The 17052-nt window shown below is 46.2% G+C and carries 18 protein-coding genes, 2 tRNA genes and 1 riboswitch; of the genes, 9 read left to right on the forward strand and 11 right to left on the reverse strand.

Annotated features, from left to right (window positions below; all coding sequences use genetic code 11):
* Positions 1-23 precede the first annotated feature (23 nt).
* The 4 genes from AR442_RS01575 to AR442_RS01590 all read right to left on the reverse strand — a co-directional run bounded on the left by AR442_RS01575 (position 24) and on the right by AR442_RS01590 (position 3333).
* Positions 24-97, reverse strand: a tRNA-Gly gene (locus AR442_RS01575).
* A gap of 8 nt (positions 98-105) precedes the next feature.
* Positions 106-182, reverse strand: a tRNA-Arg gene (locus AR442_RS01580).
* Positions 183-484: 302 nt separating this feature from the next.
* On the reverse strand, positions 485-1903 hold the full coding sequence (locus tag AR442_RS01585; protein WP_014417062.1) for a sugar porter family MFS transporter: 1419 nt from the start codon (positions 1901-1903) through the stop codon (positions 485-487).
* A gap of 428 nt (positions 1904-2331) precedes the next feature.
* Positions 2332-3333, reverse strand: coding sequence for an NADPH:quinone oxidoreductase family protein (locus tag AR442_RS01590; protein WP_053285509.1), 1002 nt, complete (start codon positions 3331-3333; stop codon positions 2332-2334).
* 127 nt (positions 3334-3460) lie between these two features.
* Between AR442_RS01590 and AR442_RS01595 the strand changes: the two genes are divergently transcribed.
* From AR442_RS01595 to AR442_RS01620, 6 genes are all read left to right on the forward strand, one after another.
* Positions 3461-3925, forward strand: a complete 465-nt coding sequence (locus tag AR442_RS01595) for an SRPBCC family protein (protein ID WP_014417060.1) — start codon at positions 3461-3463, stop codon at positions 3923-3925.
* A gap of 111 nt (positions 3926-4036) precedes the next feature.
* The gene (locus AR442_RS01600; protein ID WP_022552682.1) at positions 4037-4891 is read left to right on the forward strand and encodes a manganese catalase family protein; all 855 of its coding nucleotides are present in this window, start codon (positions 4037-4039) and stop codon (positions 4889-4891) included.
* A 237-nt stretch (positions 4892-5128) separates the two neighbouring features.
* On the forward strand, positions 5129-6691 hold the full coding sequence (locus AR442_RS01605) for an APC family permease (protein ID WP_017419163.1): 1563 nt from the start codon (positions 5129-5131) through the stop codon (positions 6689-6691).
* Between the two features lie 116 nt (positions 6692-6807).
* Entirely contained in the window at positions 6808-7389 is a 582-nt protein-coding gene (locus AR442_RS01610; protein ID WP_007409294.1) for a TetR/AcrR family transcriptional regulator, read from the forward strand.
* A gap of 72 nt (positions 7390-7461) precedes the next feature.
* On the forward strand, positions 7462-7791 hold the full coding sequence (locus AR442_RS01615) for a DMT family transporter (RefSeq protein ID WP_003156023.1): 330 nt from the start codon (positions 7462-7464) through the stop codon (positions 7789-7791).
* Entirely contained in the window at positions 7791-8105 is a 315-nt protein-coding gene (locus AR442_RS01620; RefSeq protein WP_003156024.1) for a DMT family transporter, read from the forward strand. The genes AR442_RS01615 and AR442_RS01620 overlap by 1 nt, the downstream gene beginning before the upstream one ends.
* Positions 8106-8164: 59 nt before the next feature.
* On the opposite strand, the gene AR442_RS01625 is transcribed toward AR442_RS01620, so the two are convergent.
* From AR442_RS01625 to AR442_RS01635, 3 genes are all read right to left on the reverse strand, one after another.
* Positions 8165-9379: a CynX/NimT family MFS transporter gene (locus AR442_RS01625; protein WP_012116961.1), complete on the reverse strand. Its 1215-nt coding sequence runs from the start codon at positions 9377-9379 to the stop codon at positions 8165-8167.
* On the reverse strand, positions 9369-10055 hold the full coding sequence (locus AR442_RS01630) for a FadR/GntR family transcriptional regulator (protein ID WP_014417058.1): 687 nt from the start codon (positions 10053-10055) through the stop codon (positions 9369-9371). The genes AR442_RS01625 and AR442_RS01630 overlap by 11 nt, the downstream gene beginning before the upstream one ends.
* Positions 10056-10175: 120 nt before the next feature.
* Entirely contained in the window at positions 10176-10892 is a 717-nt protein-coding gene (locus AR442_RS01635; protein WP_014417057.1) for a GntR family transcriptional regulator, read from the reverse strand.
* 178 nt (positions 10893-11070) lie between these two features.
* Positions 11071-11170: riboswitch (purine riboswitch) on the forward strand.
* A gap of 54 nt (positions 11171-11224) precedes the next feature.
* Here AR442_RS01635 and AR442_RS01640 point away from each other — a divergent pair.
* Positions 11225-12385 (forward strand): MFS transporter, encoded by a 1161-nt coding sequence (locus tag AR442_RS01640; protein ID WP_053285508.1) that lies wholly within the window; start codon positions 11225-11227, stop codon positions 12383-12385.
* Positions 12386-12436: 51 nt separating this feature from the next.
* Here AR442_RS01640 and AR442_RS01645 read toward each other — a convergent pair whose 3' ends face one another.
* Complete coding sequence (locus AR442_RS01645; protein ID WP_014417056.1) at positions 12437-13003, reverse strand: YdhK family protein; 567 nt, start codon at positions 13001-13003, stop codon at positions 12437-12439.
* A 196-nt stretch (positions 13004-13199) separates the two neighbouring features.
* On the opposite strand from AR442_RS01645, the gene AR442_RS20585 reads away from it, so the two are divergent.
* Positions 13200-13373 (forward strand): hypothetical protein, encoded by a 174-nt coding sequence (locus AR442_RS20585; protein WP_007409301.1) that lies wholly within the window; start codon positions 13200-13202, stop codon positions 13371-13373.
* Positions 13374-13425: 52 nt separating this feature from the next.
* Here AR442_RS20585 and AR442_RS01650 read toward each other — a convergent pair whose 3' ends face one another.
* Together AR442_RS01650 and AR442_RS01655 are read right to left on the reverse strand one after the other, a co-directional pair.
* The gene (locus tag AR442_RS01650) at positions 13426-14784 is read right to left on the reverse strand and encodes a serine hydrolase domain-containing protein (RefSeq protein WP_014417055.1); all 1359 of its coding nucleotides are present in this window, start codon (positions 14782-14784) and stop codon (positions 13426-13428) included.
* A 137-nt stretch (positions 14785-14921) separates the two neighbouring features.
* The gene (locus AR442_RS01655; protein WP_007409303.1) at positions 14922-15191 is read right to left on the reverse strand and encodes a hypothetical protein; all 270 of its coding nucleotides are present in this window, start codon (positions 15189-15191) and stop codon (positions 14922-14924) included.
* Positions 15192-15422: 231 nt separating this feature from the next.
* Between AR442_RS01655 and AR442_RS01660 the strand changes: the two genes are divergently transcribed.
* Positions 15423-15677, forward strand: a complete 255-nt coding sequence (locus AR442_RS01660; RefSeq protein ID WP_014417054.1) for a hypothetical protein — start codon at positions 15423-15425, stop codon at positions 15675-15677.
* A gap of 57 nt (positions 15678-15734) precedes the next feature.
* On the opposite strand, the gene AR442_RS01665 is transcribed toward AR442_RS01660, so the two are convergent.
* Positions 15735-16928: a macrolide family glycosyltransferase gene (locus AR442_RS01665; RefSeq protein ID WP_014417053.1), complete on the reverse strand. Its 1194-nt coding sequence runs from the start codon at positions 16926-16928 to the stop codon at positions 15735-15737.
* Positions 16929-17052: the final 124 nt, after the last annotated feature.

Here is a 17052-nt window from a genome sequence, read left to right on the forward strand (position 1 = left end):
TTAGTTTTCAAAGATCATTATAATGGAGCGGGTGATGAGAATCGAACTCACGACATCAGCTTGGAAGGCTGAGGTTTTACCACTAAACTACACCCGCGTTTGTATTGGCGCGCCCGAGAGGAGTCGAACCCCTAACCTTTTGATCCGTAGTCAAACGCTCTATCCAATTGAGCTACGGGCGCTTATCAGGCGACTTAACTATCATACTACCAATCAGTTATGATGTCAAGTGTTTTTTCATTTCTTTCGAAGTCTTTTTCTCGACTTCATTTATTATACACGATTTTGAGAATTTGCAAAGCCTTTTTTTCAAAAGATCATTTTCTCATTTGTCGTTATCGCTTTGTTCATCAGCGACGTTTAATAATATACCATGCACTTTAAATGAGGTCAACACTTTTACGAAACTTTTTTCTCACTTATTATTCCCTTCTATATAATAAATAAAAAAGCAGGATTCCTAGGAACCCCGCGTCTATTCAGATTACCCGCTCACCTCAGCTTCTGCGCTATTACGATCTGTTTTTTCATAAGCACGGAAGTTTTGTTCAAGCTGTTCGAGCGACAGACCTTTCGTTTCCGGAAGGAACCTTTTCACAAATATAACGGACGCTATCCCTAATAGAACAAAAATGAAGAAAGTTACAGACAATCCGATGTTGGCGAGCAGGACCGGAAAAGTTAAACCCACAAGGAAGTTCACGATCCAGAGGCAGAAGACAGTGACCCCCATACCAAGCCCCCGCAATCGAAGCGGGAATATCTCCGACAGCATCAGCCAGGTCACCGGAGAGACAGCCCCCTGCTGAAACGCAAGGAAAGTGACTGTTAATGAAAGAACCACATAAGGAAGAGCAGGCGATCCTTTCAGCACGACAGACAGAACTCCGATCAAAAGCAGCACCGCAGTCGTTCCGATCAGCCCCGTCATCAGCATCGGGCGGCGGCCGACTTTGCCGAGAAGCCATATTCCCACAAAAGTCGCGAGCACCGAAATCACACCGTTGGCGATATTGCCGATTAATGCGGCTTTTGTCTCGAAACCGGCATCTTTTAAAATTTGAGTTCCATAATACATAATTGAATTCACGCCGGTGAGCTGCTGCACTACCGCAATTCCGATCCCGATAAACACAATGCGGCGCACCCACGGAACGGCAAGATCCTTAAAGGCGGCCTGCTCCATCTCAGCTTCCTTATGAAAGGCAGATTCAATCTCAGCGAGCTCAGACTTCGCTTTCTCTTCATTCCTTATTCGCCGGAGAACGTGCAGAGCATCTTCTTTTCTTCCTTTAGAAACAAGCCAGCGCGGACTTTCAGGAACTTTCAGCATACCGAAAAACAAGAATACCGCCGGAAGGGCCGCGATAACGAGCATATAACGCCAGGCGTGAGAGGTATCACCAAGCACATTGCCGATGATAGCATTACACGTGAAGGCAAGCAGCTGGCCCGTTACAATCATCAATTCATTTTGGGTAACCATTCTCCCTCGGCTTTCCGCCGGCGACATTTCAGCCAAATACGCCGGAACGGTTACGGATGCTCCCCCAACGGCAAGCCCCAGCAGAAAACGGGAGATGATCATAACCGATACGTTAGGCGCCAGTGTACATCCAAGCGTCGCTGCAAAGAACAAAACGGCAAGGATAAGGATATTTTTACGTCTGCCGTTATAGTCCGACAATCTCCCTCCGAAAACTGCTCCGATCGCAGCCCCCAAGAGCAGGGAGCTCGCCACCATCCCTTCAGTCAAAGCCGTAAGATTAAGCTGGTCAGCTTCCGCCATAAACGGCAGCGCCCCATTAATTACACCTGTATCGTAGCCGAAAAGTAGACCCCCGAACGTCGATACCAAAATGATGGTTCTTAAAAATGAATGCTGGCTGCTATTTTTATTCATCTTCAAATCCTCCTAGTTTTTACACAGAGATAATATCGGAATATTCAGTTATCAATATTTACACCTATAACGTCTGCATACAAGTTCTGACCGTCCAAAACAGTTATATAAGAAGAAAATGATCTGAAAGCGTTATCATTTATAGTGATTATTCGCTCTCCTCTCTCGTCAAATTGTTATTTTATAGTTACTTTGTAGTGAAGTTATAATGATATTATTGGTACTTATGTTATCATCATAATTTTAAAAGCGCTTTCAGTCAATAAATATTTCAGAAAATTTTATAACTTACCTTTATATTACCTATATGTAATCAATTTATATTTTTAATCAACTCATTTTCACGATATACTCAATAGTTAATCTCTTTTCAATAAATAATTGATTATATATTGAAAACCCCCAATCAGCAGTTGGGGGTTTTTGTTTTATTCTTCGTTTATCGTAACGATCGTTCTCCCTCTCGCTTCTCCTTTTAAAAGGGCAGGAAGCGTATCCGGCAGCTCTTCAAGTGTAATTTCCTTTTGAATAAAGGCCTCCAGATCTGCAGGCTTGAACTCATCAGCTAAACGCTGCCATGTTTTCTTTCTTGTCTCCATCGGACAGAATACGGAATCGATTCCCAAGAGACTGACGCCGCGCAATATAAACGGGAAGACTGTAGCCGGGAGTTTCGTTCCCGCTGTCAGTCCGCTCACAGCAACTGATCCGCCGTACTGAATCTGGCTGAGAACTGAAGCAAGCGGCTCACCTCCGACCGGATCGACGGCCGCTGCCCATTTTTGTTTTTGCATCGGTTTTAACGTGCCGTTATACACTTCGTCACGGTGAATGACCGTCTTTGCTCCGAGGCTCTTCAAATAGCCGCTTTCGTCTTCTTTTCCCGTACTGGCCTCGACCTCGTAACCTACGGTTGAAAGAATGGAGACGGCAAAGCTTCCGACGCCGCCTGTCGCTCCCGTCACCAGCACCTTCCCTTTTTCAGGAGCGGCATGGTTTTCTTCAAGACGCTGGACGGACAATGCGGCAGTGAAGCCGGCGGTTCCGATCGTCATGGCTTCTTTAAGTGTCAGACCTTCAGGCAGCGGCACGATCCAATCTGCCGGAATGCGGGCCATCCCGCTATAACCGCCAAAACGGGAAACACCTATGCCGTAGCTTGTCGCAATGACTTTGTCTCCCTCCTTGAAACGGGCGTCATCTGAGGAAACGACGATTCCCGCTAAATCAATTCCCGGAACGAAAGGATACGACGTTACAATCTTGCCGTCAGGAATGGCAGCCAAGCTGTCTTTATAATTCACCCCTGAGTAGCAAACCTTAATCAGCACTTCACCCTCGGGAAGGTCCTGAACCGCCAGCTCCCGTACGCTGACTGAAAACCGGTCTTCACGTTGATCGACTACTAACGCTTTAAATTGATCTGTCATCACTACGTCTCCTTAAAATGAATTGAATGGCTTTGGAAAAGCATAGAATAAGTTTGATTTGATTTCAAATGTCCTGCCCCGTGTAGTATGATCAAAAGTAAAAACAGCGAAAGAGTGGTTACGCATCATGTCTGATAAACAAAACAAAGATAACAACAACAACAGCGGCAATCAGCCATTACCCGACATTATTCATACCGCCGTTTTCAAGGCGCCGATACAAGTTGTCTGGGATACGGTCTCCACTGCGGACGGCCTGTCTCTCTGGTTTATGCCGAATGATTTCACACCTCAAGAAGACAGTGAGTTTCAGCTGGAATCTCCGTTCGGTCCCTCTCCGTGCAAGCTGCTGGATATTGAAGCGCCGTACCGCCTTTCTTTTTCGTGGGATACGGAAGGCTGGATCGTTTCTTTTGTCTTAAAGGAAACGGAAAGCGGAGATACGGAATTCACTCTCATTCACGGCGGATGGAAAGAGCCGGAAGCCGTCATCAATAAAGTCAATCGGAAAAGCTCCGAGATTCACAGTACGATGGATCAAGGATGGAACGGGCTTGTCAACACGAAACTTCGCGGGGCGGTTGAGGCTTAACACAAAAGGACGGACACGCTTTCCGTCCTTTTTTTGATGCCGATACATAAAAACTGACTTTGCAAAGACACTAACAGAAGAACCGAAAACTTCTTTCAGGGGGCGCTGTTTATGTATTATTACAAAGAAGAGCTGATCAATATCATTAAACCGGACAAGCCGGACCCGGCCGCGGCCAAGGTGCTTCAGGAAATTTTAGGCGGGCACTACGGAGAAATGCGGACGATGATGCAATACTTTTTCCAAAGCTCTAATTTCAGAGGAAAAGAAAAACAGTTCCGCGATCTGCTTCGCGGTGTATTTTTAGAAGAGATCGCACACGTTGAACTCGTCCAAAGTACGATCAATGCGCTGCTAGATGAAAGCGGCGGTGAGGGCGCCGGAAATCAGGCAGCAGATCAGGCGCCGCTTGATGAAGCGGTGAAACACGCCAATCCGCACCATTTTATCATCGGGGCGCAAAGTTCTCTTCCTGTAGACGCCGGCGGCAATCCATGGAACGGGTCTTGGGTATACAACCACGGGAATCTGATTTCCGATTTATTGGACAATGTCGTGCTGGAATCAACCGGCGTGCTGCAAAAGACACGCATTTATGAAATGAGTTCAAATCAGACGTTCAGAGAAACACTCGGATTTCTGATCGTCCGTGACAACGCCCATCAAAATGCATTTACAAAAGCGTTGGAAACACTGGGTGTCGAATGGGGCAAATTATTTCCCGTGCCGAATTATGATATTGAAAAATACCCGGAATGCCGAAAATTCGTTGAGATGGGTTATCATAATACCCAATTTAATTTCAGACTGGATCCGACACGGATCGGAGAAATTCTGCAGGGAACGACGCCGAGCCGAAACGGCGGCGAATTAAGTGTGTCCGAGCCTCCTAAAGGTTTCCCCGTGCCGGAACTTCCCGAGCTTCCGAATGAGCACAGCCCCGGACTGAAAGATATGAACTTGTAACAAAAAACGCCTGTTTCGGGCGTTTTTTGTTTTTCTGAATATGAGGTTTGAATGTGTTTAAAACGGGGAATATAAGCCGGGAGATCTTGCCATACGGCCGTTATTATAATGTGAGCACATTGCTGTACATACTTCGTTTCGAAAGTTGTCCTAATTTTCCAGCCGGCCGGCTGGGTATGTTTGAATGATAATGGGAATTATGTAAAGAGAACAATGTCTTTTCTAAGGAGGCAGCGAATGTCTAAGCAAGGAAACTTCCAGAAAACTATGTCACTTTTTGATCTTATTTTAATCGGCATGGGAGCCATATTCGGTTCGGCATGGCTGTTTGCCGTCAGTAACGTCGCCTCTAAAGCGGGCCCATCAGGCATTTTTTCCTGGCTGATCGGCGGGGGAATCATCTTATTGATCGGCTTGGTTTATGCGGAACTGGGCGCCGCGCTGCCGCGGACCGGGGGAATTATCCGGTACCCCGTATATTCACACGGACACCTGGTCGGATATTTAATTTCCTTTGTCACCATTGTGGCATACACGAGTCTTATTTCTATAGAAGTCACGGCAGTCCGCCAATACGTGGCGTATTGGTTTCCCGGTTTGACCGTAAAAGGCTCCGATTCTCCGACAATTGCCGGGTGGATATTGCAATTTGCGCTGCTCTGCCTGTTCTTCCTCCTCAATTACTGGAGTGTCAAAACCTTTGCGAAAGCAAACTTCATTATTTCGATTTTTAAATATGTCGTACCGATTACGGTAATTGTGGTACTGATTTTTCATTTTCACCCGGGCAATATGACCGTTCACGGATTCGCGCCTTTTGGCTTCACCGGAATTCAGGCCGCGATTTCCACAGGCGGCGTCATGTTTGCATACCTTGGGCTGCATCCGATTGTGGCTGTCGCGAGTGAAGTGCAGAATCCGAAGCGGAACATTCCGATCGCATTGATTGTCTGTATTATCGTGTCTACTATTATTTACACCGTGCTGCAGCTCACTTTTATCGGGGCGATCCCGGCGGATACCCTGAAGCACGGATGGCCGGCTATCGGGACTGAATTCTCCCTTCCGTTCAAAGATATCGCCGTTTTGCTCGGTTTGGGGTGGCTGGCGACATTGGTCATTTTAGATGCGATTTTATCACCGGGCGGTAACGGAAATATCTTTATGAATACGACTTCACGTCTCGTCTATGCCTGGGCCAGAAACGGAACATTATTCAGCATTTTTTCTAAAGTCAATAAAGAAACCGGGACACCGCGTGCCTCCCTTTGGCTTTCGTTCGGTCTGGCTGTTTTTTGGACGCTTCCGTTCCCTTCTTGGAACGCTCTTGTCAACGTTTGCTCCGTCGCATTGATTCTGTCTTATGCGATTGCGCCGATTTCTTCTGCGGCGCTGAGAGTCAACGCGAAGAATATTAACAGACCGTTTTATTTAAAAGGGATGAGCATCATCGGACCGCTGTCGTTTATTTTTACCTCTTATATTGTATATTGGTCCGGATGGCGCACCGTATCCTGGCTTCTCGGTTCTCAAATTGTCATGTTTCTGATCTATCTCTGTTTCAGTAAATATGCTCCCAAAGATGATGTCAGCATACGGCAGCAGCTGAAATCAGCATGGTGGATCGTCGGCTTTTATGTCATGATGCTGATTTTCTCCTATCTCGGCTCGTTCGGCCACGGATTGGGCATTATCAGCAATCCGCTTGACCTGATTCTGATCGCCATCGGTTCGCTCGGTATTTATTATTGGGCAAAATATACGGGTCTGCCGAAGGCTATGATCGACAGTGATAAATGACGAATGCCGGAAAGAAGTTTGGTCTTCTTTCCGGTATTTTTATTTTAAAGGATGACAAAAAAGCGAACATGCGATAAAATGAATGACAGTCATTCATAAAAGGAGGAACCCCTCTATTGGCAAAACAAAGCTCGGGAAAATACGAAAAGATCCTGCAAGCCGCGATTGAAGTCATTTCTGAAAAAGGTTTAGACAAAGCATCCATTTCAGAAATCGTCAAAAAAGCCGGCACGGCCCAAGGTACGTTTTACTTATATTTTTCTTCTAAAAACGCACTGATATCCGCGATTGCAGAAAACCTGCTCGACACTACGCTGGACAGAATAAAAGGGAAAACGGACGGTTCTGAAGATTTTTGGACGTTGCTGGACATTTTGGTAGATGAGACATTTCACATCACCCGGCTTCATAAAGATATTATCGTTCTCTGTTATTCCGGTCTTGCCATCGATCATTCAATGGAGAAATGGGAAGCCATTTATCAGCCTTATTATTCCTGGCTGGAAGGCGTGATCAATACGGCCATTGAACAGGGTGAGGTCCACAGCGGCATTCATGTCAGATGGACGGCCAGAACGATTATCAACGTTGTCGAGAACGCGGCTGAACGGTTTTATATCGGCTGTGAACAGGATGTCGATCTCGAAGTATATAAAAAAGAAATATTCAGCTTTCTCAAAAGAAGCTTGCAGAAATGATTGGCGGAGACCGATCATTTTTGATCGCCGTAAAAATGACTGACATTCATTCATAACTGAGGTGACTGTATCATGTATTGGCTGCTTGTATTGATAGCCGGACTGTTAGAAGTCGTTTGGGCGTCCGCCCTGAAGCATGCGGATTCGCTCTTTGATTGGATCGGTATTTTCCTTCTGATTGCCGTCAGCTTTCTGATGCTGATCCGCTCTTATAAAAAAATTCCGATGGCTGCCGCATATACCGTTTTTGTCGGAATAGGCACCGTCGGCACATATGTAACGGGCGTCATTTTAGGCGAATCGTTTTCAATCGGGCAAATATTCTTTTTGGCTTTGCTGTTGTCCGGCATTTTAGGAATGAAGGTATTTACGAAAGAAACTGAAACAAGGGGTGAACATTAATGGCATGGCTGCTGTTATTTATTGCCGGAGCGGAGGAAGTTGTAGCGGCCGTTGCCATGAAACATATTGACGGTTTTAAAAAAAAGTGGCCGCTGATTGTCATGGTAACAGGCTTTATGCTTTCATTCTTTTGCCTTTCCGGAGCGATGCAGGTTCTTCCCACAGGTGTCGCGTATGCGGCTTGGACCGGCATGGGAAGCATCGGTGTTTCGGCCGTGGGCATACTTTGGTTTAAAGAAAAATTCAACCTGTCACAATTGGTGTCTCTGGGGCTTATCCTCATCGGTGTCATCGGCTTAAAACTGACAGCTTGACGGCCTGAGACAGCTTTTCAAATAAAAAACAAAGGACCCTAAGCGGGCCCTTTGTTTTTTTATGCTGTTTTGATCTGTTCCGCTTTTCCCGCTCCGACTCCGAAAATGAAGATCAGAACGGAGACTGCGATCAGCATGAATAACGGAACCGTCCAGCCGTGCGTGATGTCATGCAGCAAACCGAATACGAGCGGCCCGAACGCGGCAAGCAGGTATCCGAATGACTGTGCCATGCCGGAAAGCGCCGCGGCTTCATGAACATGCCGGGTCCGCAGGCTGAAGAACATCATCGCCAGACTGAACGCACAGCCTCCCGCAATTCCGATCAAAATGACCCATAGCGGAGTGAGAGCCGGGCTTCCGAAAAGAACGCCGGCAATGCCGATAAGGAAAAATAAAGCCGTCAGTCCGGCGAGTGCGCGCTGATTTTTCATTTTAGCGGCAGCGATCGGCACGATAAAAGTAATCGGCAGGACTGAGAATTGCATTAATGAAAGCATCCATCCCGCCTTACTTGAGCTGAGTCCATTCTGCTGAAGAATTTCCGGCAGCCAAGCGATGACGGTGTAAAAAATAAGGGATTGCAGCCCCATGAACATCGTCACCTTCCAAGCCAGCGGAGACCGCAGCAGACTGCTTTTCTTCTCTCCGTTTGTCCCAGTCGTGCGGACGGGCAGTTCGCGTCCTCGCATTTGCGGAATCCACATGACAAACGCAATGAAAGAAAGGATAGCCCAGCAGCCGAGCGCGCCTTTCCAGCCTAACCCCGCTGAAGAGGCGATCGGCACGCTGATGCCGGATGCAATCGCGCCGCACAGATTCATAGAAACCGAGTAGACGCCGGTCATGATGCCTAAATTTCCGGGAAACTTATGTTTAATGAGACTCGGCAGCAGGACGTTGCATACGGCGATCGACAATCCCAACAGGATCGTTCCGAAAAAGAGAGTGCCGATTCCGGCGATGGAGCGCAGCAGAGTTCCGGCTGTCAGGACAATTAATGATGACAGTAAGACAATCTCGGTCCCGAAGCGCCGGGACAATAAAGGAACAAACGGCGACAGACATGCAAAGGCCAAAAGCGGCACTGTCGTAATGGTGCCGGCAGCCGCATTGGTCATGCCGAGGCTGTCCCGAATTGAGGAAACGAGCGGCCCGACCGATGTCAGAGGCGCTCTGAGGTTGGCCCCTATCAATATGACTCCGATGACCAGCAATATCAGTTTTTTACGCTGACTTGCTTGCAGAATTTGATGTTCGTCTTTAATTTTCATGTTCATCCTCCATGTGTATTGTATCTTTAAATACTCTGATGTATTGGTTGACGGCCTCCATGGCCTGATCCGGTTTCTGTCCGATAATCGCGGCGGCAAGCTGGGTGTGGATCCGGATAGCAGGGGTGATTTCCAACAGGTTATGGACTGACGCACAAAGCGCCTCCGTCATATGCTCGTATAGATCAGAAAGCATGTTGTTATGGGCCGCCTGTACAATTGTTTTGTGCAGCTTAATGTCGGCTTCGGCATACCGTTTTCGATCTTCATTTTGCAAGGCCGCTTCACATTCATCCAAGCATGCCTTCAGTGCTTTCAGGTCTTCGTCATTACGCCTTTCCGCCGCCAATCGTGCAGCTTCTCTTTCGAGTGCGTATCTGACTTCTAATGTTTCAAGCAAATTTGATTTTTTAATATGGCGGTAAAATGCCGCGCCGAGAACACTGGATGAGCTGACATACGTACCGCTTCCCTGCCTTGTCTGAAGCAGGCCGGCATGTACGAGCGCCCGAATGGCCTCACGCAATGTGTTTCTGCTCACATCAAATTGCTTCATTAAATCCAGCTCAGGGGGAATGCGCGTCCCGACCGGCCATTTATCCGATTGAATTAACGATTCAATTTGCGCCACCACTTGTTCTACGAGCGACAGTCTGCTTGTTTTGGATATCTCCATCAAAACACCTCTGAAATTTGTAGGATGATTCTATCATTGGGTAATATAACATAAAAGAAGCGAAGATGTAAATCAGCGGCAACAAAAAAAGAGTGAGTTTTTCTCTCACTCTTCGGCGCTTTATGAACGTTTTATATTGACTGAGGTCACGACAAACTTGTCATGACGGTGGCGGGAAAATGAATATTCAAAGGGAGTGCCGTTGTCCAAAAAGCCTACATGCTCGACTTCAAGTATCGGGTCATCCGGCCGGCAGCCGAGATATTGCTGATCCATATCATCCGACTTGCACGCTCTGATTTTTCTGTGTGAGCCTGCGATTTTGAGCTGGAGTTCCCGCGTAATATGATCGTAGATGGAATGGTTGAGCACCTCGTCATTAATGCCGGGTATAAGGCTCGCCGGCATGTACGTTTTTTCAAGAACGTACGGTTCGCCTTCAACGATTCTGAGCCTCACTACATAATAGACGGGAGTCTTTTCATCGATGGCCAAATGTGCGGCGACATCTTGAGACGGAAACTGCACTTCAAACCGGATGACCTTGCTCTTGATATCTTTGCCTTTTAACAAATTGCTCAAGCCGAGAATTTCGTTGCTGACTACGTGAACGTGCTCATCCTGCATGGCTGATTGAATGATAAACGTGCCGTGCCCTCTTTTTCTGAAAAGCATCCCTTCAGCCGCAAGTGTATCAAGCGCCCGCTTCATCGTCATCCGGCTGCACCCGAACTCCGCAGCGAGCGTCTTTTCATCCGGGATCGGCTGATCTATGTCATATACACTGCTTTTAATCCTCTTTCTCATTTCGTTGGCGATTTTTTCGTACTTATTCATCGGTTTCCTCCGGCTGTATAATGTTTGATCTGTATAGACTCCTTACGGTTATCATAAATTTTTTTCCCTGCTTCATCAATGACGTTACAGGCGCCGATATTGAAATTTGAAAGGATTTCCTCGAATTTTCTATGGAATCTCCCTCACTATTATGGTAGAATTTTTTGCAGAAACGGACACAACCGAATATTGCATACATTGTATAACCTCAATGATATGGTTTGAGGGTGTCTACCAGGAACCGTAAAATCCTGATTACAAAAATTGTCCCGTACACTTTTTGTAATCAGGATTTTTTATTTTCTAAAAAATAAAAAAAGGAGTATCTGTACATGAATTTCAAAGTATTTCTGCTTGCAGCATCTACCATCGCAGTCGGATTGGTTGAATTAATTGTGGGCGGTATTCTTCCGCAAATCGCTTCCGACTTAGATATATCCATCGTCAGCGCAGGGCAGCTGATCAGCGTGTTTGCGCTCGGTTACGCGGTATCCGGCCCGCTGCTTTTGGCAGTGACGGCAAAGGCTGAACGAAAGCGGCTTTATTTAATCGCACTGTTTATTTTCTTCCTAAGTAATCTGGTCGCTTATTTCAGTCCCAATTTCGCCGTACTTATGGTGTCACGGGTGCTCGCTTCCATGAGCACAGGGCTGATTGTCGTCCTTTCTTTAACGATTGCTCCTAAAATCGTGGCACCTGAATACAGAGCGCGGGCGATCGGCATCATTTTCATGGGGTTCAGCTCCGCAATCGCTTTAGGCGTGCCTATCGGTATTATCATCAGCAATGCCTTCGGATGGCGCGTTCTGTTCTTGGGAATCGGCGTATTATCTCTCGTTTCCATGCTGATTATCAGCGTCTTTTTCGAAAAAATACCTGCTGAAAAAATGATTCCGTTTCGTGAGCAGATCAAGACGATCGGGACCGCCAAAATTGCCAGCGCACATCTTGTCACCTTGTTTACATTGGCGGGGCATTACACACTCTATGCCTACTTTGCGCCTTTTTTGGAAAGAACGCTTCATTTGAGTTCCGTTTGGGTCAGTGTATGCTACTTTTTGTTCGGTCTGTCAGCGGTATGCGGCGGCCCGTTCGGAGGCTGGCTGTATGACCGCTTAGGGGCATTTAAAAGCATCATGCTTGTGACCGTTTCTTTCGCTCTGATCCTGTTTATTCTTCCGCTGACAACGGTTTCTTTAATCATTTTCCTGCCTGCGATGGTGATCTGGGGATTGCTCAGCTGGAGCCTTGCGCCGGCGCAGCAAAGCTATTTAATCAAAATTGCGCCTGAGTCTTCCGATATTCAGCAAAGCTTCAACACGTCCGCTTTGCAGATCGGCATCGCGCTCGGGTCAGCCATCGGCGGCGGCGTGATCGGACAAACCGGTTCAGTCACAGCAACAGCCTGGTGCGGAGGTTTGATTGTCATTATCGCTGTCGCGTTAGCTGTATTCTCTTTAACGAGACCTGCTTTGAAAAGAAAATCCGCATAAATGTGAGACCGCAAAAAAGCCAAAGGAGTTCCTTCGGCTTTGGCGGTCTTTTTATTTTGCGGCAGCAAGCTCGTCTTCTGTCACCCATTTATGATTGGTTACTTTTTGGCCGCCGTCAGTCGGTGTATAGTCGACCATATAAACGGTTGTCTTTTTGGCTGAATCAATAACGGCTTCGGCGCCCTTCATGCCTTTCATATGGGATGCCTCGATCACGGCCTTGTCACCCGGTTTTAACGTTTTATTACCGGCGCCCTTCAGCTCTTCCTGAATGACCCATTTATGATCTTCGACGCGCTTTCCTCCCGTTTCCGGAGTGTAAGATACACTGTAAACCGTTGTATCATAAGCACCTTTTACGGTTCCTTGCGCATTTTTCATGCCTTTCATATGAGAAGCTAAAATCATGACGTCACTGCCGACCTTATAAGTCGGATTTTCGGCCTTCTTTAAACCTTTCGGCACCTCGGATGAACCTGAGTGATTCATGTCTTCGTGAGAGTGCGTTTCTTTGTCTTTCGCTTTTTCGCTTCCTCCTGAAGATTGGCTGTTGCATCCGGCAAGCGCCAGAACGGGGATCAGGAGAAACATGCTGAATAAAAATAGTCTCGCTTTCATTTCAAGAACTCCTTTGCCTTTTTGATTTTTCACTTTCCCTTTCGTTTCTTCGGTAAAACAAAAAGATGGCCTGTCATTTCTCCTAATTCTTCAAATCTCTCTTTATTGCCTTTCATCAGGTGAAATTGTTCACAAAATGTACACATTAATGGAGATGCAGTATAATTCAATTATCAGATAATAGGGGGAACTCATCATGAAAACGAAGGTTTTTGCGGTGGTATTGGGCGCTGTTTTAATGATTGCGGGGTTGGTTTTGGCAGAGGTTTCGCTTTATATGGAATACATCACAATGCTCGGAGCTATGATTTTTTCTTCTATATTTATGTCAGAGCCGAAAAGAAAATTTCGCGTCATCAAAGGGGTTTGACTTTTCTATTACCGCCGTCTTCTCAGGACGGCGGTTTTGTTTTGCATGTCACTCAGTCTATCCGCACAGCCGTTTCTTCTGTGCCGTCCTGATATAAAACAAAATGCGGGGCTGTTTGTGCTTTATCACCTGCAAATTCAATTTCAAGCGGCAGCGCCCTGACAAAATAACGGGTTTCCGTCATTGGGAATAATTCGAATGGTGTCTGCCCGTCTATTGTAAGATACAATCGGTTTTCTTTTACCGCCGCCGATGCATGTGTGTCATCCTGAAATGAGTAATTGCCGGTAAATCTGCTGTAAATCGCAGGATCGATATCTGCTTTTTTCTGATCTGCCGGACGTTTCGGAATCACGTATGGCTGATCAAATAAGATGTTTACAGCCGCGGCAATTACAGCTTGTTCAAATTGATACGATTGTTCCATATTGCTGAGATAAATCAGTGTTTTATTCTGGTCAATATACCGGATCATCAGAGTTGAATAGCCCGGCCAGCCTCCGTCGTGACTGATAACCTTCCCTTTTTGCCGGCTGTTTTGAATCATCCAGCCAAATCCGTATCCGAATTGCTCTTCTTCATTCCAATAGCCCGGTGTAAACGCTTGATCTTTAGACTCTTTGCCGATGATTTCTTCCGTATAAAGAGCCTGATCAAACAGATATAAATCTCTAATAGCGGAGTTAACGGTTCCGTCACCTTGAATCCCGTCAAGAAAGACGACATAATCGGTTTCCTCAAGATCATCCGGCAGCACATATTCTCCGGAATGAACATCATACACATAGCCATATGCATAGTTCGGGATGTTTTCTTTACTCAGCCTTCTGTTATAAATCCGCGTATCGTGCATACGAAGCGGATGAAATACGGCTTGTTTCATAAATTCAGCAAAACTCATGCCTGATACAATTTCTATAATAACCGCTAACACCACATACCCCGTATTACTGTACAGCCACTCCTTGCCCGGCGGGAAATAAGCATCCGGCTTATGCTGCTTAAGCATATCGATCACATCTTGATTAACGGCAATTCTGTCCCGGTCCCAATGTGTTAAGAACAACTCCATATAGTCCGGCAATCCTGACGTATGATGGAGTAAATGCCGAATGGTAATGCCCGGATAAGGAAAATCAGGAAGCCACTGCTCTATCATATCGTCATAACGCAGCTTCCCTTGCTGCTCTAAAATGATAACGCCCAAAGCTGTAAACGGCTTCGATACTGAGGCCAATTCAAAGACCGATTGGTCATTCAGCATCCTCTTTGTATTCAGTTCTGCAGCGCCGAATGCCCCCTGGTATAAGATGCGGCCGTTTTCCGCTGCCAATACAGCGCCGTTTATTTCATGCCTTTCGTCTAAAGTGCTGAAAAGCTGTTCAAAAGCTTGTTTTTTCTTATCGTTCATTTCACGAACCTCCATATACAAGCTGATTTACTCTTTTATACGAACGGCCGCTTTAGAAGTTTCAATATTTTCCCTTCTCGAAACACCAGTCAGTATACTGCCGCTTCAGGCAGCCGCGGAGGTTTGATGAATGTCTTTTATTCACACAATACTGTGCAGGCTTCAAATTCAACATGCTTCTCGTCTTTATTTGCACCGGCAATTTCCATGGTCGAAAACATCGCGCAGACGACGGCTTTGTATTCGTTCATGACGGTTTGAATTTCAATCAGGAACCGTTCGGATGAAGCCGCGTATTCCGTTACGTACTCTTTCATTTTGCCGATAATATCATCTGCCTGACGGCTGAAGCCGGCCGCCTCCAAGTCACTCTCAAACTGGTTTTTGTTGATCATATGAATATGCATTTTTAAAAGGCTCCTTTCAGCAGCATTTTGTGGTTATATCTACTGTAAAGGACAGGCTTGGATAAACTTTTAATAAAATATGAACAAAATATGAATTGGCTCATCGGCCTGACCGGCGGGCTTTCGGCTGTGCTCCGTTTCATTTGGACTACCTGAAATAATGACTTCTTTACTCTGTTAAAAACAGCTCATATATGATCTAATACCAGTAAAATGTTTAGGAGGCGGCCTATGTCAGCAGCAGGAAATCGGCAAAAATTTTGGGTCATGGCGATGCTTATAGCGGTCTTTGCCGTGTTCGTTTTCTCTTTTTCTGAGAATCATTCACAAAAGGACTGGCACACGGCGGTTGACCAGGCGTCAGTGAATGTCTTCGGCCAGCAGATCTTTGAAAAAGACCGTCTGGCAAAAACACTCGACGCACGTGAGGCAGAATCTCTTTTGACTCTTGTGAAACTTGCAAATGAAGAACATCACATCATCTAAAAGCCATTATAAAAAGCCTGTTTCCCTTTGGCAGAGGAAACAGGCTTTTTCCATGTATTATTGAGCATGTTTTTGTTCAATAAACCGGTCGATCCGGGCCAGAACATCCTTCATGTCCGTACAGTCTTTAAAGCTTTCATTAATGGCTTGAATGCCTTGTTTGTATTTTCCGTTATGCAGCACTTCTTTCGCGGCAAGCTTTACCTTTTCAGCGCTCACTTCATCTTTTTGCACGGTATAGCCTGCATCCAATTCAGTCAGGCGGCGCGCAACCATCGGCTGGTCTTTATCGTGCGGGATGACGACCAGCGGCACTTGATAATGAATGCCTTCATTTACACTGTTCATTCCGCCATGCGTGACAAACACGTCGGCTTGCTCCAGCACTTCAAGCTGCGGCACGTACGGGGCGATGATAAAGTTTTCCGGCGCCTGTTTGATTTTCGACAGATCGGCTTTTTCCCCGGCGGCAATGACTACTTTTCCTTCAAAATCTGAGAACGCGTCTATGCACAGATTGAAAAACGCTTCCGTGTCCCCGAGCACCGTTCCCATTGAGATATAAATGACTTTTTCATTCTTTAATGAGTCAATCGGGAAGTCGACGCGCCCTTTTCTCTTCGGAAAACTCGGACCGATAAATAAATACTCATCTCCGAATGTCTCACTTTCGGGCTGAAAATACCTGCTTGTATAGACGACGTTCAATTCACCTGTGTTGTTCATAAATTGAACCATGCTGTCAGGGGCGACACCGTATTTGTCTTTCATCTCGGCCAACAGCTCTTCACATTCCCTGTCCGGCTGAAACGGCACGCCCGATTCCGGATGGAGCGGCAGTATTTTCAGACGGTCTTCATTGAATAGGAAGGATGCTGAAGAAGAGATGCCGGGAATGTTGAGATAATCCCGCACCAGCTCTCCCGCACCGAATTTATCATAATAGACGGCGTCGAATTGAATGTCCTCTGACAGCCGCTGCACAATATGTAAAATCTCCAGTGACGTTTTGATATGAACCTTTAAAAATGCAAGTATGCCGGACGGACTGCCGGGATCAATAGGTGTCATTCTGAGCAGATCGCTGTGAAGATGAACTTTCGCCCCTACTCCTTCCAGTCTGCTTTTGTATTTTTCCGTTGAGATATAATGAACGTGATCGCCCCGTTCGCTGAAGGCCTTTGTCATACCCAAAGTCGGGTTTACGTGTCCTTCTGCGGGAAAATTGATCATCAGAATATGTTTCGCCATTTTTCAAACTCCTTTGCCTTTTTTGCGTCTCTTCCATATCCATCATAAATGACGCGGAAAAAATCATGCAAGGAACATCCGTCAGGTCTTTATGACGGTTCGATGACATCGGCAAAAAAAAAGA

The organism is Bacillus velezensis (assembly GCF_001461825.1).
GTDB lineage: Bacteria > Bacillota > Bacilli > Bacillales > Bacillaceae > Bacillus > Bacillus velezensis.

Bases quoted from the DNA above. Each gene is read 5' to 3' on its own strand.
- AR442_RS01595 (WP_014417060.1), top strand. From the start codon at position 3,461: ATGTCTGATAAACAAAACAAAGATAACAACAACAACAGCGGCAATCAG.
- AR442_RS01665 (WP_014417053.1), bottom strand. From the start codon at position 16,928: ATGGCGAAACATATTCTGATGATCAATTTTCCCGCAGAAGGACACGTA.
- AR442_RS01640 (WP_053285508.1), top strand. From the start codon at position 11,225: ATGAATTTCAAAGTATTTCTGCTTGCAGCATCTACCATCGCAGTCGGA.
- AR442_RS01645 (WP_014417056.1), bottom strand. From the start codon at position 13,003: ATGAAAGCGAGACTATTTTTATTCAGCATGTTTCTCCTGATCCCCGTT.
- AR442_RS20585 (WP_007409301.1), top strand. From the start codon at position 13,200: ATGAAAACGAAGGTTTTTGCGGTGGTATTGGGCGCTGTTTTAATGATT.
- AR442_RS01585 (WP_014417062.1), bottom strand. From the start codon at position 1,903: ATGAATAAAAATAGCAGCCAGCATTCATTTTTAAGAACCATCATTTTG.
- AR442_RS01620 (WP_003156024.1), top strand. From the start codon at position 7,791: ATGGCATGGCTGCTGTTATTTATTGCCGGAGCGGAGGAAGTTGTAGCG.
- AR442_RS01625 (WP_012116961.1), bottom strand. From the start codon at position 9,379: ATGAAAATTAAAGACGAACATCAAATTCTGCAAGCAAGTCAGCGTAAA.
- AR442_RS01655 (WP_007409303.1), bottom strand. From the start codon at position 15,191: ATGCATATTCATATGATCAACAAAAACCAGTTTGAGAGTGACTTGGAG.
- AR442_RS01590 (WP_053285509.1), bottom strand. From the start codon at position 3,333: ATGACAGATCAATTTAAAGCGTTAGTAGTCGATCAACGTGAAGACCGG.
- AR442_RS01650 (WP_014417055.1), bottom strand. From the start codon at position 14,784: ATGAACGATAAGAAAAAACAAGCTTTTGAACAGCTTTTCAGCACTTTA.
- AR442_RS01615 (WP_003156023.1), top strand. From the start codon at position 7,462: ATGTATTGGCTGCTTGTATTGATAGCCGGACTGTTAGAAGTCGTTTGG.
- AR442_RS01600 (WP_022552682.1), top strand. From the start codon at position 4,037: ATGTATTATTACAAAGAAGAGCTGATCAATATCATTAAACCGGACAAG.
- AR442_RS01635 (WP_014417057.1), bottom strand. From the start codon at position 10,892: ATGAATAAGTACGAAAAAATCGCCAACGAAATGAGAAAGAGGATTAAA.
- AR442_RS01605 (WP_017419163.1), top strand. From the start codon at position 5,129: ATGTCTAAGCAAGGAAACTTCCAGAAAACTATGTCACTTTTTGATCTT.
- AR442_RS01630 (WP_014417058.1), bottom strand. From the start codon at position 10,055: ATGGAGATATCCAAAACAAGCAGACTGTCGCTCGTAGAACAAGTGGTG.
- AR442_RS01660 (WP_014417054.1), top strand. From the start codon at position 15,423: ATGTCAGCAGCAGGAAATCGGCAAAAATTTTGGGTCATGGCGATGCTT.